Genomic DNA, 14,929 nt, shown 5'->3' on the forward strand with positions numbered 1-14,929 from the left:
GGCCGGGGTTTTTTAATGGAAAAGTCCAAGTTGGCGGCACCGTCCTCGGTGCCGCGTCATGTCGCGATCATCATGGATGGCAACAACCGCTGGGCGAAAAAGCGCCTGCTGCCCGGCGTTGCCGGGCACAAGGCGGGTGTCGACGCCGTTCGCGCGGTCATCGAAGTCTGTGCCAAGTCCGGGGTCGAGGTACTGACCCTGTTCGCCTTCTCCAGTGAAAACTGGCAGCGCCCGGCCGAAGAGGTTGGTGCGTTGATGGAGCTGTTCTTCTCGGCCCTGCGCCGTGAGGCCAAGCGCCTCAACGAGAACAACATCAGCCTGCGCATCATCGGTGACCGTTCGCGTTTCCACCCTGAATTGCAGGCCGCCATGCGCGAAGCCGAGGCGCTGACCGCCGGCAACAATCGCTTCATCCTGCAGATCGCAGCCAACTACGGTGGCCAGTGGGATATCGCCCAGGCCGCCCAGCGGCTGGCGCGGGAAGTGCAAGCCGGTCACCTGCGCCCGGAAGACATCACCCCGGGGCTGCTGCAGACGTGCCTGGCAACCGGCGAGCTGCCGCTGCCGGACCTGTGCATCCGCACCGGTGGCGAGCACCGCATCAGCAATTTCCTGTTGTGGCAACTGGCCTACGCCGAGTTGTACTTCTCCGACCTGTACTGGCCGGACTTCAAACACGAGGCCATGCGCAATGCCCTGGCCGATTTCGCTTCGCGCCAGCGCCGCTTCGGTAAGACCAGCGAGCAGGTCGAGGCTGGAGCTCGTGCTTAATGCTTAAACAACGCATCATTACCGCGCTGATCCTGCTGCCGATCGCGCTGGGCGGTTTTTTCCTGCTCAACGGTGGGGACTTTGCCCTGTTCATCGGCTTCGTGGTGACCCTTGGCGCCTGGGAGTGGGCGCGCTTGGCCGGGCTCATGGCCCAGCCGCTGCGCATTGCCTATGCCTTGGTGGTCGCCGGGGCGCTGATGCTGCTGTACATCCTCCCGGAACTGGCGCCCTGGGTGTTGGGCGCTGCGGTGATCTGGTGGGGCCTGGCCACCTGGCTGGTGCTTACTTATCCGCGCAGCAGCGAGCTGTGGGCCAGTGCCGCCTGTCGGTTGCTGATTGGCCTGCTGGTGTTGCTGCCAGCCTGGCAGGGGTTGGTGCTGCTCAAGCACTGGCCGCTGGGCAACTGGCTGATCCTCTCGGTCATGGTGCTGGTCTGGGCCGCCGACATCGGCGCGTACTTCTCTGGGCGGGCGTTTGGCAAGCGCAAGCTCGCCCCGCAGGTCAGCCCTGGCAAGAGCTGGGAGGGTGTGTATGGCGGCCTGGCCGTCAGCCTGTTGATTACCCTGGGTGTCGGCATCAGCCGCGACTGGGGCTTTGGCCAGCTCTTGCTGGGCCTGCTGGGCGCCGCGTTGCTGGTGATGTCCTCGGTGGTCGGTGACCTGACCGAGAGCATGTTCAAGCGCCGCTCCGGCATCAAGGACAGCAGCAACCTGCTGCCTGGCCATGGGGGTGTGCTGGACCGCATCGACAGCCTGACCGCAGCGATCCCGATCTTCGCTGTGCTGCTGTGGGCTGCCGAATGGGGTGTGATGTGAGTCGCCCGCAGCGTATTACCGTGCTCGGAGCCACTGGCTCCATCGGCCTGAGCACGCTGGATGTGATTGCGCGACACCCCGATCGCTACCAGGTGTTTGCCCTCAGCGGCTATTCGCGTATCGATGAATTGCTGGCCCTTTGCGTGCGCCATCGTCCGGCGTTCGCCGTGGTGCCGAGCGCTGAGGCCGCTTCGCGGCTGCGCGAAGGCCTGTCAACGGTCGGTTGCGCTACCGAAGTGCTGGAGGGGGAGGCCGGGCTTTGCCAGGTGGCGTCGGCAGCGGAAGTAGACGCCGTGATGGCAGCCATTGTCGGTGCGGCCGGCCTGCGTCCTACCTTGGCCGCCGTCGAGGCGGGCAAGAAGGTGTTGCTGGCCAACAAGGAAGCCCTGGTGATGTCTGGCGCGCTGTTCATGGAGGCGGTACGGCGCAGTGGTGCCGTGTTGTTGCCAATCGACAGCGAGCACAACGCGATTTTCCAGTGCATGCCCGGCGATTATGCGCGCGGTTTGAGCGCGGTCGGCGTACGCCGGATTCTGCTCACGGCGTCCGGTGGCCCGTTCCGTGAAACACCGGTCGAGGCACTGCTGGACGTGACCCCGGAACAAGCCTGCGCGCACCCTAACTGGTCGATGGGGCGCAAGATTTCCGTCGACTCGGCCAGCATGATGAACAAAGGGCTTGAGCTGATCGAAGCCTGCTGGCTGTTCGACGCCGCGCCGGCCAAGGTAGAGGTGGTGGTGCACCCGCAGAGCGTGATCCACTCCCTGGTCGACTATGTGGACGGTTCGGTGCTGGCGCAGCTGGGGAACCCGGACATGCGCACGCCGATCGCCAATGCCCTGGCGTGGCCCGAGCGGATCGACTCCGGAGTGGCACCGCTGGACCTGTTCGCCATCGCCCGTCTGGATTTTCAGGCGCCCGACGAACAGCGCTTCCCTTGCCTGCGCCTGGCGCGGCAGGCTGCGGAGGCCGGTAACAGTGCGCCCGCTGTGCTCAACGCAGCCAACGAGGTGGCGGTCGAGGCATTTCTCGGGCGGCGTATCCGCTTCCCGGAGATCGCGGGTATGATCGAGCAGGTGCTCGACCAAGAGCCCGTCGTGCCGTTGCCATCGCTGGATGCGGTGTTTGCCGCCGACCAGCGTGCCCGGGAGCTTTCCCGTGAGTGGCTGAGGCGTCACGGTCGCTGAAGCCGGCCTGCTGAACATCATTCGGAGATGGACATGACAGCGCTCTACATGATTATCGGCACCCTCGTGGCCTTGGGTGTGCTGGTCACCTTCCACGAATTCGGCCACTTTTGGGTGGCGCGCCGCTGCGGCGTCAAGGTGCTGCGCTTCTCGGTGGGCTTCGGCACGCCGTTGCTGCGCTGGCATGACCGCCACGGGACCGAGTTCGTAGTCGCGGCGATTCCGCTGGGTGGCTACGTCAAGATGCTCGACGAGCGCGAGGGCGATGTGCCGCCTGCGCTGGCCGGGCAGTCGTTCAACCGCAAGTCGGTTCGCCAGCGTATCGCGATCGTCGCGGCAGGCCCGATTGCCAACTTCCTGCTGGCCATCCTGTTCTTCTGGGTGCTGGCAATGCTGGGTACCCAGCAGGTCCGTCCGGTGATCGGTGCGGTCGACAGTGACAGCCTGGCTGCGTCGGCTGGCCTGACCGCAGGTCAGGAAATCGTCTCCATTGACGGCAAGCCGACCAACGGTTGGTCGGCGGTCAATCTGCAGCTGGTTCGCCGTCTGGGTGAGAGCGGCACTTTGCAGGTTGGCGTGCTCGACGAAGGCGCCACTGCCGAGCGCCAGTTGCAGGTCAAACTGGACAGCTGGCTCAAGGGCGCCGACGAGCCGGACCCGATCCAGTCGCTTGGTCTGCACCCTTGGCGCCCGGCGATCGTGCCCGTACTGGCCGAGATCGATCCGAAGGGGCCAGCTGCCGCTGCGGGCCTAAAATCCGGTGACAAACTGCTGGCGGTCGATGGCGTGGCCGTGACCGAATGGCAACAGGTTGTCGACAGCGTGCGTGCGCGCCCGGATGCCAAAGTAGTCGTGCGCGTGGAGCGTGATGGCGCGGCCCTGGACGTTCCGGTGATCCTGGCCCGCAAAGGCGAGGGCAAAGCAGTCGGTGGCTATCTGGGTGCCGGGGTAAAAGGTGGCGAATGGCCTGCCAGCATGCTCCGCGAAGTCAGCTATGGCCCGCTGGAAGCGGTGGGTGAGGGCTTGTCGCGCACCTGGAACATGAGCGTCCTGACCCTTGAGTCGCTGAAGAAAATGCTGTTCGGAGAGCTCTCGGTAAAAAACTTGAGTGGACCGATAACCATTGCTAAAGTGGCGGGCGCTTCGGCCCAGTCCGGCGTGGGGGATTTCCTGAATTTCCTGGCCTACCTGAGCATAAGCCTGGGGGTTCTTAACCTGCTGCCCATTCCGGTACTGGATGGGGGGCATTTGCTGTTTTACCTGGTCGAGTGGGCGCGCGGTCGTCCGCTGTCGGATCGGGTGCAAGGTTGGGGGGTCCAGATCGGTATCAGTTTGGTCATAGGGGTGATGTTGCTCGCCCTGATCAACGATCTGGGTCGACTATAAAGCTTCGCTCAATTGCGAACCTGCCGTGTTGTAGCGGCGGGTTGTTTATTGCCAGTTGGAATAAAAGGACTTCATGAAACGTCTGCTGCTAACTGCGGTCATGTCCGCACTGATGATCGCTGAAGTTCACGCCGAGTCCTTCACCATCTCCGATATTCGCGTCAACGGCCTGCAGCGGGTTTCCGCCGGCAGTGTGTTCGGTGCCCTGCCGCTGAACGTCGGCGACCAGGCGGACGACCGCCGCCTGGTGGACTCGACCCGTTCCCTGTTCAAGACTGGGTTCTTCCAGGACATTCAGCTGAACCGCGATGGCAATGTGCTGATCATCAACGTGGTCGAGCGCCCGTCGGTGTCGAGCATCGAGATCGAAGGCAACAAGGCAATCAGCACCGAAGACCTGATGAAGGGCCTGAAGCAATCGGGCCTGGCCGAAGGCGAGATCTTCCAGCGTGCCACCCTCGAAGGCGTGCGTAACGAGCTGCAACGCCAGTACGTGGCCCAGGGCCGCTACTCGGCCGAGGTCGACGCCGAAGTGGTGCCGCAACCGCGCAACCGCGTCGCGCTGAAGATCAAGATCAACGAAGGCACCGTCGCTGCCATCCAGCACATCAACATCGTTGGCAACAACGTGTTCGACGATGAAACCCTGGGGCAGTTGTTCGAGCTGAAGACCACCAACTGGCTGTCGTTCTTCAAGAACGACGACAAGTACGCCCGCGAAAAATTGTCCGGCGACCTGGAGCGTCTGCGCTCCTACTACCTGGACCGCGGCTACATCAACATGGACATCGCCTCCACCCAGGTGTCCATCACGCCAGACAAGAAACACGTCTACATCACCGTCAACATCAACGAAGGCGAGAAGTACACCGTTCGCGACGTGAAGCTGTCCGGTGACCTGAAAGTGCCGGAAGACCAGGTCAAGTCGCTGCTGCTGGTGCAGCCGGGCCAGGTGTTCTCGCGCAAGGTGATGACTACCACGTCCGAGCTGATCACCCGCCGCCTGGGTAACGAAGGCTATACCTTCGCCAACGTCAACGGCGTACCTCAGCCGAACGACCAGGACCACACGGTCGACATCATGTTCGTGGTCGACCCGGGCAAGCGTGCCTACGTCAACCGCATCAACTACCGCGGCAACACCAAGACCGAAGACGAAGTGCTGCGTCGCGAAATGCGCCAGATGGAAGGCGGCTGGGCCTCGACCTACCTGATCGACCAGTCCAAGACTCGTCTGGAGCGCCTGGGCTTCTTCAAGGAAGTCAACGTAGAGACCCCGCCGGTCCCGGGCACCGACGACCAGGTCGACGTCAATTACAGCGTCGAAGAGCAAGCTTCGGGCTCGATCACCGCCAGTGTCGGTTTCGCCCAGAGCGCCGGCCTGATCCTCGGCGGTTCGATCAGCCAGAGCAACTTCCTCGGTACCGGTAACAAGGTATCCGTCGGCCTGACCCGTTCGGAATACCAGACCCGCTACAACTTCGGCTTCGTGGACCCCTACTTCACGGCCGACGGCGTCAGCCTGGGCTACAACGCCTTCTACCGCAGCACCAACTACGACGACCTCGATGTCGACGTGGCCAGCTATGCGGTGGACAGCTACGGCGCGGGCGTTAGCCTGGGCTACCCGATCAGCGAAACCTCGCGCCTGACCTATGGCCTGAGCGTGCAGCAGGACAAGATCAAGACCGGTAAGTACACCGTTGACGAGATCTTCGATTTCCTCGAGCAGGAAGGCGACAACTTCCTGAACTTCAAGGCCTCGATCGGCTGGTCCGAGTCGACCTTGAACAAAGGTGTGCTGGCTACCCGTGGTCACTCGCAAAGCCTGACTCTGGAATCCACCATTCCGGGTAGCGACCTGTCGTTCTTCAAGCTCGACTACCGTGGTCAGCTTTTCAAGCCGATCACCAACGACTACACCCTGCGCCTGCACACCGAGCTGGGCTATGGTGACGGTTACGGCAGCACCTCCGGCCTGCCGTTCTACGAGAACTACTTCGCGGGTGGCTTCAACTCCGTCCGTGGCTTCAAGGACAGCAGCCTGGGCCCACGCAGTACGCCGAGCCGCGGCGCGGCCGACGGTGGCAAGCCAGGTACCATCCGCGACCCGGATCAGGATCCGTTGCCGTTCGGTGGTAACGTGCTGGTGCAAGGTGGTGCCGAGTTGCTGTTCCCGCTGCCGTTCGTCAAGGACCAGCGTTCGCTGCGCACCTCCGTGTTCTGGGACGTCGGTAACGTGTTCGACACCAATTGCGGCAACAAGCCTGATTGCGAGAAAGTCGGTTTCTCGGGCATGGCCAGCTCGGTTGGTCTTGGTGTGACCTGGATTACCGCACTGGGCCCGCTGAGCTTCAGCTTGGCAATGCCGGTGAAGAAGCCGGACGATGCCGATACCCAGGTGTTCCAATTCTCTCTGGGCCAGACCTTCTAAGGTCGGCCCTTGCTTAATGACAACGGTTTATCCAGGAGTGCATCGTGCGTAAATTGGCTCAACTGGCCGTAGTGGCCGCGGCGCTGGTCGCCACCCCGGCTTTCGCCGAAATGAAGGTTGCCGTGCTGAACTATCAGATGGCCCTGCTGGAATCGGATGCTGCCAAGAAGTACGCAGTTGATGCCGAAAAGAAGTTCGGCCCGCAACTGACCAAGCTGAAAAGCCTGGAAAGCAGCGCCAAGGGCATCCAGGACCGCCTGATCAAGGGCGGCGACAAGATGCAGCAGCAGGAGCGTGAGCGCCTGGAGCTCGAGTTCAAGCAAAAGGCCCGTGACTTCCAGTTCCAGTCCAAGGAACTGAACGAAGCCAAAGCCGTTGCCGATCGCGACATGCTCAAGCAACTGAAGCCAAAGCTGGATGGTGCTGTCGAGGAAGTGATCAAGAAGGGCGGCTACGACCTGGTCCTCGAGCGTGGTGCGGTCATCGATGTCAAGCCTCAGTACGACATCACCCGCCAGGTCATCGAGCGCATGAACCAAGCCCGTTGATATGAGTGTGACCATGACGCTAGGCCAGCTGGCCGAGGCCCTCGGTGCCACCCTCAAGGGGCCCGAGGCGTTGCAGATTACCGGGCTGGCCACCTTGCAGGAGGCAGGCCCCGGTCAATTGAGCTTCCTCGCCAACCCGCAGTACCGCAAGTACCTGGATAACTGCCAGGCGGGTGCGGTATTGCTCAAGGCTGCGGATGCCGAAAGCTTCGCTGGCAATGCCCTGATCGTGGCCGACCCGTACCAGGCGTATGCGCGTATTTCCCACTTGTTCGACCCCAAACCCAAGGCTGTGGCGGGAATCCATCCCAGCGCCGTGGTGGCTGAGGACGCGCAGGTGGACGCCAGCGCCAGCATCGGGCCGTTCGCGGTTATCGAAAGCGGTGCGCGCATCGGGGCTGATGTCAGCATCGGCGCACATTGCTTCATCGGTGCGCGTTGCGTTGTAGGTGAAGGCGGCTGGCTGGCGCCGCGGGTGACGTTGTATCACGACGTCACCATCGGCAAGCGAGTGGTCATCCAGTCAGGTGCTGTGATCGGCGGCGAAGGCTTCGGCTTTGCCAATGAGAAAGGCATCTGGCGCAAGATTGCCCAGATTGGCGGCGTCACCATTGGTGATGACGTTGAAATCGGCGTCAACACTGCCGTCGACCGTGGTGCGCTGTCCGACACGCGGATCGGCGACGGGGTAAAGCTCGACAACCAGATCCAGATCGCCCACAACGTGCAGATCGGTGACCACACGGCCATGGCGGCTTGCGTGGGCATCTCCGGCAGTACGCGCATCGGCAAGCATTGCATGCTGGCCGGCGGCGTAGGCCTGGTAGGGCACATTGATATTTGCGATAACGTATTTGTTTCCGGGATGACAATGGTAACCCGTTCGATCACTGAACCCGGTTCCTATTCTTCCGGCACAGCCATGCAGCCTTTGGCTGACTGGCGCAAGAGCGCTGCGCGTATCCGTCAGCTCGATGACATGGCCAAGCGTCTTCAGCAGCTGGAAAAACGCGTCGATACCGTGACCTCAGGTGGCCTGCCGACATCAGAAGGCTGATACCATTCCCTGAGCAAGAGTGAACAGTCGCTAGCTGGCTCCTCTTTGGATTGCAAAAGGAGCGTGTGGTCAGCACCTGCGCTCCCTATTCTTATTACAGGCTTCCCCCCCGAAATGATGGACATCAACGAGATTCGCGAATACCTGCCTCACCGTTACCCGTTCCTGCTGGTGGACCGAGTGACGGATCTGGACTTCGAGGCCCAGAGCATTCGTGCCTACAAGAATGTCAGCATCAACGAGCCGTTCTTCAATGGCCACTTCCCGGCGCACCCGATCATGCCGGGTGTCCTGATCATCGAAGCCATGGCCCAGGCGGCCGGCATCCTTGGCTTCAAGATGCTCGATGCCAAGCCGGCCGACGGCACCCTGTACTACTTCGTCGGCTCCGACAAGCTGCGTTTCCGTCAGCCGGTACTGCCGGGTGACCAGTTGGTGCTGGAAGCCAAGTTCCTCAGCCGCAAGAGCATGATCTGGAAATTCGAGTGCCGTGCCCTGGTCGACGGCAAGCCGGTTTGCTCGGCAGAGATCACCTGCGCGGAACGCTCCCTATGAATTCGATTGATCCTCGGGCCATTATCGACCCGTCGGCCAAACTGGCCGATGGCGTCGAGGTCGGCCCTTGGTCGATCGTTGGCCCCGATGTGGAAATCGGGGAGGGCACCGTTATCGGCCCGCATGTTGTGCTCAAAGGCCCGACCCGCATCGGCAAGCACAACCGTATCTTTCAGTTTTCCTCGATCGGTGAAGACACCCCGGACCTCAAGTACAAGGGTGAACCGACGCGCCTGGTGATCGGTGACCACAATGTGATCCGTGAAGGGGTGACCATTCACCGTGGTACCGTTCAGGACCGCGCCGAAACCACCGTGGGTGACCACAACCTGATCATGGCCTATGCCCACATCGGCCACGACAGCGTCATTGGCAATCACTGCATCCTGGTCAACAACACAGCCCTGGCCGGCCATGTGCATGTGGGTGACTGGGCGATCCTGTCTGGCTACACCCTGGTGCACCAGTACTGCCATATCGGCGCCCACGCGTTTTCCGGCATGGGTACGGCGATTGGCAAGGACGTTCCGGCTTTTGTTACCGTGTTTGGCAGCCCGGCCGAAGCCCGTAGCATGAACTTCGAGGGCATGCGCCGTCGCGGTTTCAGCGACGAGGTGATCCATGTGCTGCGCCGTTGCTACAAGATTGTCTACCGCCAGGGCCTGACCGTCGAAGACGCGCTCAAGGAGTTGGCGGAAATGGCCGCGCAACACCCTGAGGTCGAACTGTTCCGCCAGTCGATCGTGAACTCCGCCCGCGGCATCACCCGCTGACATGGCCCCGCTTTGCGTAGCCTTGGTCGCAGGTGAGGCCAGCGGCGATATTCTGGGGTCCGGCCTGATGCGTGCCCTCAAGGCGCGCCACCCGGATGTGCGTTTCATAGGCGTTGGCGGCCCGTTGATGGAAGCCGAAGGCCTGCAATCGTACTTCCCCATGGAGCGCCTGGCTGTCATGGGCCTGGTCGAAGTGCTGGGGCGCCTGCGCGAGTTGCTCAAGCGCCGCAAGCTGCTGATCCAGACGCTGATCGCCGAAAAGCCGGATGTATTCATCGGCATCGACGCCCCTGACTTCACCCTTAACATCGAGCTCAAACTGCGTCAGGCCGGGATCAAGACCGTGCACTACGTCAGCCCGTCGGTCTGGGCGTGGCGGCAGAAGCGTGTGCTGAAGATTCGCGAAGGCTGCGACCTGATGCTGACGCTGTTGCCGTTCGAGGCGCGGTTCTATGAAGAGCAGGGCGTGCCGGTACGTTTTGTTGGCCACCCGTTGGCCGACACCATACCGCTTGAAGCCGACCGCCCGGCTGCGCGCGCTGCGTTGGGCTTGGGCGAGGGGCCGGTAGTGGCACTGATGCCGGGTAGCCGGGGTGGGGAAGTCGGGCGACTGGGCGTATTGTTCCTTGATGCCGCAGAGCGCTTGTGCCAACAGGTGCCGGGCGTGCGCTTCGTGCTGCCGTGCGCCAATGCCGCGCGCCGTGCCCAGGTCGAGCAGATGCTCGAAGGGCGGCAGCTGCCGCTGACGCTGCTGGATGGCCAGTCGCATCAGGCCCTGGCGGCCTGTGATGCCGTACTGATCGCCTCTGGCACCGCCACCCTCGAAGCGTTGCTGTTCAAGCGGCCTATGGTGGTGGCCTATCGCCTTGCGCCCTTGACCTACTGGATTCTCAAGCGCCTGGTGAAAAGCCCCTACGTCTCATTGCCGAACCTGCTGGCCCAGCGCGAGCTGGTGCCCGAGTTGCTGCAGGATGACGCCACCAGCGAAGCGTTGGCCAATACCCTTGCGCCGCTGGTGCGTGATGGCAGTCGGCAGACCGAGCGTTTCGACGAAATTCACCGCACCCTGCGCCGCGACGCCTCCAATCAGGCGGCCGAGGCGGTACTGGCCCTGCTCAAGGACCGCTGACATGCAAATTGGACTGGACTTCAACCTGGTCGAGGACCTGGTCGCCGGCGTTGACGAAGTGGGCCGTGGCCCACTGTGTGGCGCGGTGGTGACGGCGGCGGTGATCCTCGATCCTGCGCGCCCGATCCTGGGCCTGAACGATTCGAAGAAGCTCACCGAAGCCAAGCGCGAGGCGTTGTTCGACGAAATCCGTGAAAAGGCGCTGAGCTTCTGTATCGCCCGTGCCGAGGTCGATGAAATCGACCGCCTGAACATCCTGCAGGCCACGATGCTGGCCATGCAGCGTGCGGTGGAAGGCCTGCACATCACGCCGAAACTGGCCCTGATCGATGGCAACCGCTGCCCGAAGCTGGCCGTACCGGCCTCGCCGGTGGTCAAGGGCGATAGCCAGGTGCCGGCGATCGCGGCGGCTTCGATCCTGGCCAAGGTGACACGAGACCGGGAGATGAGTGCATTCGAGCTGATCTACCCGGGTTATGGCATTGGCGGGCACAAGGGCTACCCGACCCCAGTGCACCTCGAGGCGCTCGCACGATTGGGGCCTACGCCCATTCATCGGCGTTCCTTTGCCCCGGTGCGGGCGGCCTGGGACGCACGTGAAGGCGTCATCGATTCCCTGATCTGACCCGTTGGGGCTGCGACGCAGCCCAAAAACCCTCTCGCAATTAAGCTACAATCCCGCCCTTGTCGTTCAGCACTGCTACAGGATTTTCCATGTCGGTTCCCTTCGTTCACCTGCGCGTCCACTCCGAATTCTCGCTGGTCGACGGCCTGGTGCGGGTCAAACCGCTGGCCAAGGCGCTGGCGGGGATGAACATGCCGGCGGTGGCGATCACCGACCAGAGCAACATGTGCTCGCTGGTGAAGTTCTATAAGACCGCCATGGGCGCCGGCATCAAGCCGATCTGCGGCGCCGACCTGTGGCTGGCCGGTGCCGACCCGGAAGCGCCGCTGTCGCGCATCTGCTTCCTGGCCATGGACCCCAAGGGCTATCGCAACCTCACCGAATTGATCTCGCGTGGCTGGACCGACGGCCAGCGCAATGGCCTGGTCATCCTGCAGCGTGAATGGATCGCCCCTGTCAGTGAAGGCCTGATTGCCCTGTCTGCGGGCAAGGAAGGCGACATCGGCATGGCCTTGCTGGCTGGCCGGGACGACGAAGCCCAGGCCCTGCTGCAAGACTGGATGGGCATGTTCCCCGATCGCTTCTACGTTGAAGTGCAGCGCACCAACCGCGCCCGTGACGAAGAGTACGTGCACGCTGCGGTAGCGCTGGCAGACAAGCTCGGCGCCCCGCTGGTGGCCACCAACGACGTGCGCTTCCTCAAGCAAGCCGACTTCGATGCCCACGAAACCCGCGTGTGCATTGGCGAGGGCTGGACCCTCGACGACCCGCGCCGCCCGCGTAGCTACAGCGATCAGCAGTACCTGAAGTCGGCCGAGGAAATGGCCGAGCTGTTCAGCGACCTGCCTGATGCCATCGCCAACACGGTCGAAATCGCCAAGCGCTGCAATATCCAGGTTCAGCTGGGCAAGTACTTCCTGCCCGATTTCCCCACGCCCAATGGCATGGGTATCGACGATTACTTGCGGCATGTGTCCCACGAAGGCCTGGAAGAGCGCCTGGCGGTGCTGTGGCCGAAAGAGACCACGCCCAATTACGAAGAAAAGCGCCAGGTGTACCTGGACCGCCTGAAGTTCGAGCTGGACATCATCATCCAGATGGGCTTCCCCGGCTACTTCCTGATCGTTATGGACTTCATCAAGTGGGCCAAGAACAACGACGTGCCGGTAGGCCCGGGCCGTGGTTCGGGTGCTGGCTCGTTGGTGGCCTACGTACTCAAGATCACTGACCTCGACCCGCTGGCCTACGACCTGCTGTTCGAGCGCTTCCTTAACCCTGAACGTATTTCCATGCCCGACTTCGACGTCGACTTCTGCATGGACGGCCGTGACCGGGTGATCGACTACGTGGCCGAGGCTTACGGCCGCAACGCGGTGAGCCAGATCATCACCTTCGGTACCATGGCCGCCAAGGCAGTGGTGCGTGACGTGGCGCGGGTGCAGGGCAAGTCCTACGGCCTGGCCGACCGCCTGTCGAAGATGATCCCGTTCGAAGTGGGCATGACCCTGGAGAAGGCCTACGAGCAGGAAGAGATCCTGCGCGACTTCCTCAAAGGCGACGAAGACGCCCGCGAAATCTGGGACATGGCCCTGAAGCTGGAAGGTGTGACCCGGGGTACCGGCAAGCACGCCGGTGGTGTGGTTATCGCGCCGACCAAGCTCACCGACTTTTCGCCGATCGCCTGTGACGAAGAGGGCGGTGGGTTGGTAACCCAGTTCGACAAGGATGACGTCGAGGCTGCGGGCCTGGTGAAGTTCGACTTCCTCGGCCTGCGTACGCTCACCATCATTAAGTGGGCGATGGAGATCATCAACCGCGAGCAGGCCAAGAAGAACCTGCCGGATCTCAACATCGACTTCATCCCGCTGGACGACCGCAAGACGTACGAGTTGCTGCAAAAAGCCGAGACCACGGCGGTGTTCCAGCTCGAATCGCGCGGCATGAAGGAGCTGATCAAGAAGCTCAAGCCCGACTGCCTGGAAGACCTGATCGCACTGGTGGCACTGTTCCGCCCGGGCCCGCTGCAATCGGGCATGGTGGACGACTTCATCAACCGCAAGCACGGCCGCGCCGAGCTGGCTTACCCGCACTCCGACTACCAGTATGAAGGCCTCAAGCCGGTACTGGCACCGACCTACGGCATCATCCTGTATCAGGAACAGGTGATGCAGATTGCCCAGGTGATGGCGGGCTATACCCTGGGCGGCGCCGACATGCTGCGCCGGGCGATGGGTAAGAAAAAACCCGAGGAAATGGCCAAGCAGCGCGGTGGTTTCATCGAAGGCTGCGTGGCCAACAATATCGATGCGGACCTTGCCGGTAACATCTTCGACCTGGTCGAGAAGTTCGCCGGTTACGGGTTCAACAAATCCCACTCCGCGGCTTATGGCCTGGTGTCGTACCAGACCGCCTGGCTGAAAACCCACTACCCGGCGCCGTTCATGGCTGCGGTACTGTCGGCGGACATGCACAACACCGACAAGGTGGTGGTGCTGGTCGAGGAAGTGCGCAGCATGAAGCTGCGCCTCGACGCGCCGGATGTGAACTTCTCCGACTTCAAGTTCACCGTCAACAACGACGGCCGCATCGTCTATGGCCTGGGTGCCATCAAGGGCGTGGGTGAAGGCCCGGTGGAGGCAATTGTAGAGGCCCGTGCCCAGGGCGGCCCGTTCAAGGACCTGTTCGACTTCTGTGAACGTATCGACCTCAAGCGGGTCAACAAGCGTACCCTGGATGCGTTGATCCGAAGTGGCGCGCTGGACCGCCTGGGGCCGCATTTCCATGACGAGATCAAGGCCTATCACGCCAACATCGACATCAACCGTGCAACCTTGATCTCTGCGTTGGGTGAGGCCATCAAGGCTGCCGAGCAGGCAGCCCATACCGCTGACAGCGGCCATGTCGACCTGTTCGGCAGCATGTTCGACGCGGCGGATGTCGATGTTTATGCCAACCACCGCAAGGTGCGTGAACTCACCCTCAAGGAGCGCCTGAAGGGGGAGAAGGACACCCTCGGCCTGTACCTCACCGGCCACCCGATCGACGAGTACGAGGCCGAAATCCGCCGCTTTGCCCGCCAGCGCATCGTCGACCTGAAGCCGTCGCGTGAAACCCAGACGATCGCCGGCATGATCATTGCGCTGCGGGTGATGAAGAACAAGAAGGGCGACAAGATGGGCTTTGTCACGCTGGATGACCGCTCCGGGCGCATCGAGGCATCGTTGTTCGCCGATGCGTTCATGGCGGCACAGTCCTTGCTGCAGAACGATGCCATGGTGGTGGTGGAGGGTGAGGTCAGCAACGACGACTTCTCCGGTGGCCTGCGCCTGCGGGTCAAGCAGGTGATGACCATGGAAGATGCGCGCACCAAGCTGGCCGAAAGCTTGCGCCTGAAGGTGGCGCACGACGCATTGAAGGGCGACCGCCTGAAGTGGCTGGGCGAACTGATTACCCGCCATCGCGGTGCCTGCCCGATTACCCTGGAATACACCGGCAGTGATGCCAAGGCCATGCTGCAGTTCGGCGACCAGTGGGCAATCGACCCGGCCGACGGGCTGATTCAGGCGCTGCGTGACCAGTTCGGACGTGAGAACGTCTTCCTGCAATATCGTTGAACCGAAAAAAATTTAATCTCGACCTGAATGCGCCT

12 protein-coding genes are annotated in these 14,929 nt (G+C 62.3%); all 12 read left to right on the forward strand.

All coding sequences use genetic code 11. The features are described from left to right. The first annotated feature begins 15 nt into the window (after positions 1-15). Positions 16-771 (forward strand): polyprenyl diphosphate synthase, encoded by a 756-nt coding sequence (gene uppS, locus ACF8R4_RS09565; protein WP_016712933.1) that lies wholly within the window; start codon positions 16-18, stop codon positions 769-771. Continuing rightward, a complete protein-coding gene (locus tag ACF8R4_RS09570) occupies positions 771-1,586 on the forward strand; it encodes a phosphatidate cytidylyltransferase (RefSeq protein ID WP_016712932.1) in 816 nt (271 codons plus the stop codon). The genes uppS and ACF8R4_RS09570 overlap by 1 nt, the downstream gene beginning before the upstream one ends. Beyond that, positions 1,583-2,773: a 1-deoxy-D-xylulose-5-phosphate reductoisomerase gene (ispC, locus tag ACF8R4_RS09575; RefSeq protein WP_060497325.1), complete on the forward strand. Its 1,191-nt coding sequence runs from the start codon at positions 1,583-1,585 to the stop codon at positions 2,771-2,773. Before ACF8R4_RS09570 ends, ispC begins: the two co-directional genes overlap by 4 nt. Positions 2,774-2,806: 33 nt before the next feature. Continuing rightward, positions 2,807-4,159: an RIP metalloprotease RseP gene (rseP, locus tag ACF8R4_RS09580; RefSeq protein ID WP_223623133.1), complete on the forward strand. Its 1,353-nt coding sequence runs from the start codon at positions 2,807-2,809 to the stop codon at positions 4,157-4,159. Positions 4,160-4,232: 73 nt separating this feature from the next. Next, positions 4,233-6,593: an outer membrane protein assembly factor BamA gene (gene bamA / locus ACF8R4_RS09585; protein WP_060497323.1), complete on the forward strand. Its 2,361-nt coding sequence runs from the start codon at positions 4,233-4,235 to the stop codon at positions 6,591-6,593. 44 nt (positions 6,594-6,637) lie between these two features. Beyond that, entirely contained in the window at positions 6,638-7,141 is a 504-nt protein-coding gene (locus tag ACF8R4_RS09590; protein WP_003252311.1) for an OmpH family outer membrane protein, read from the forward strand. 1 nt (position 7,142) lies between these two features. Then, on the forward strand, positions 7,143-8,198 hold the full coding sequence (gene lpxD / locus ACF8R4_RS09595; RefSeq protein ID WP_060497322.1) for a UDP-3-O-(3-hydroxymyristoyl)glucosamine N-acyltransferase: 1,056 nt from the start codon (positions 7,143-7,145) through the stop codon (positions 8,196-8,198). Between the two features lie 114 nt (positions 8,199-8,312). Beyond that, the gene (gene fabZ, locus ACF8R4_RS09600) at positions 8,313-8,753 is read left to right on the forward strand and encodes a 3-hydroxyacyl-ACP dehydratase FabZ (RefSeq protein WP_003252314.1); all 441 of its coding nucleotides are present in this window, start codon (positions 8,313-8,315) and stop codon (positions 8,751-8,753) included. Next, positions 8,750-9,526 (forward strand): acyl-ACP--UDP-N-acetylglucosamine O-acyltransferase, encoded by a 777-nt coding sequence (gene lpxA / locus ACF8R4_RS09605; protein WP_016712927.1) that lies wholly within the window; start codon positions 8,750-8,752, stop codon positions 9,524-9,526. Before fabZ ends, lpxA begins: the two co-directional genes overlap by 4 nt. Before the next feature lies 1 nt (position 9,527). Next, entirely contained in the window at positions 9,528-10,655 is a 1,128-nt protein-coding gene (gene lpxB / locus ACF8R4_RS09610) for a lipid-A-disaccharide synthase (RefSeq protein WP_156867814.1), read from the forward strand. Position 10,656: 1 nt separating this feature from the next. Beyond that, the gene (rnhB, locus tag ACF8R4_RS09615) at positions 10,657-11,280 is read left to right on the forward strand and encodes a ribonuclease HII (protein WP_060497320.1); all 624 of its coding nucleotides are present in this window, start codon (positions 10,657-10,659) and stop codon (positions 11,278-11,280) included. A gap of 89 nt (positions 11,281-11,369) precedes the next feature. Continuing rightward, entirely contained in the window at positions 11,370-14,894 is a 3,525-nt protein-coding gene (dnaE, locus tag ACF8R4_RS09620) for a DNA polymerase III subunit alpha (RefSeq protein WP_104834104.1), read from the forward strand. Positions 14,895-14,929 lie beyond the last annotated feature (35 nt).

Source organism: Pseudomonas sp. FYR_2 (genome assembly GCF_043106425.1).
In the GTDB taxonomy this organism is placed as follows: Bacteria; Pseudomonadota; Gammaproteobacteria; order Pseudomonadales; family Pseudomonadaceae; genus Aquipseudomonas; species Aquipseudomonas monteilii.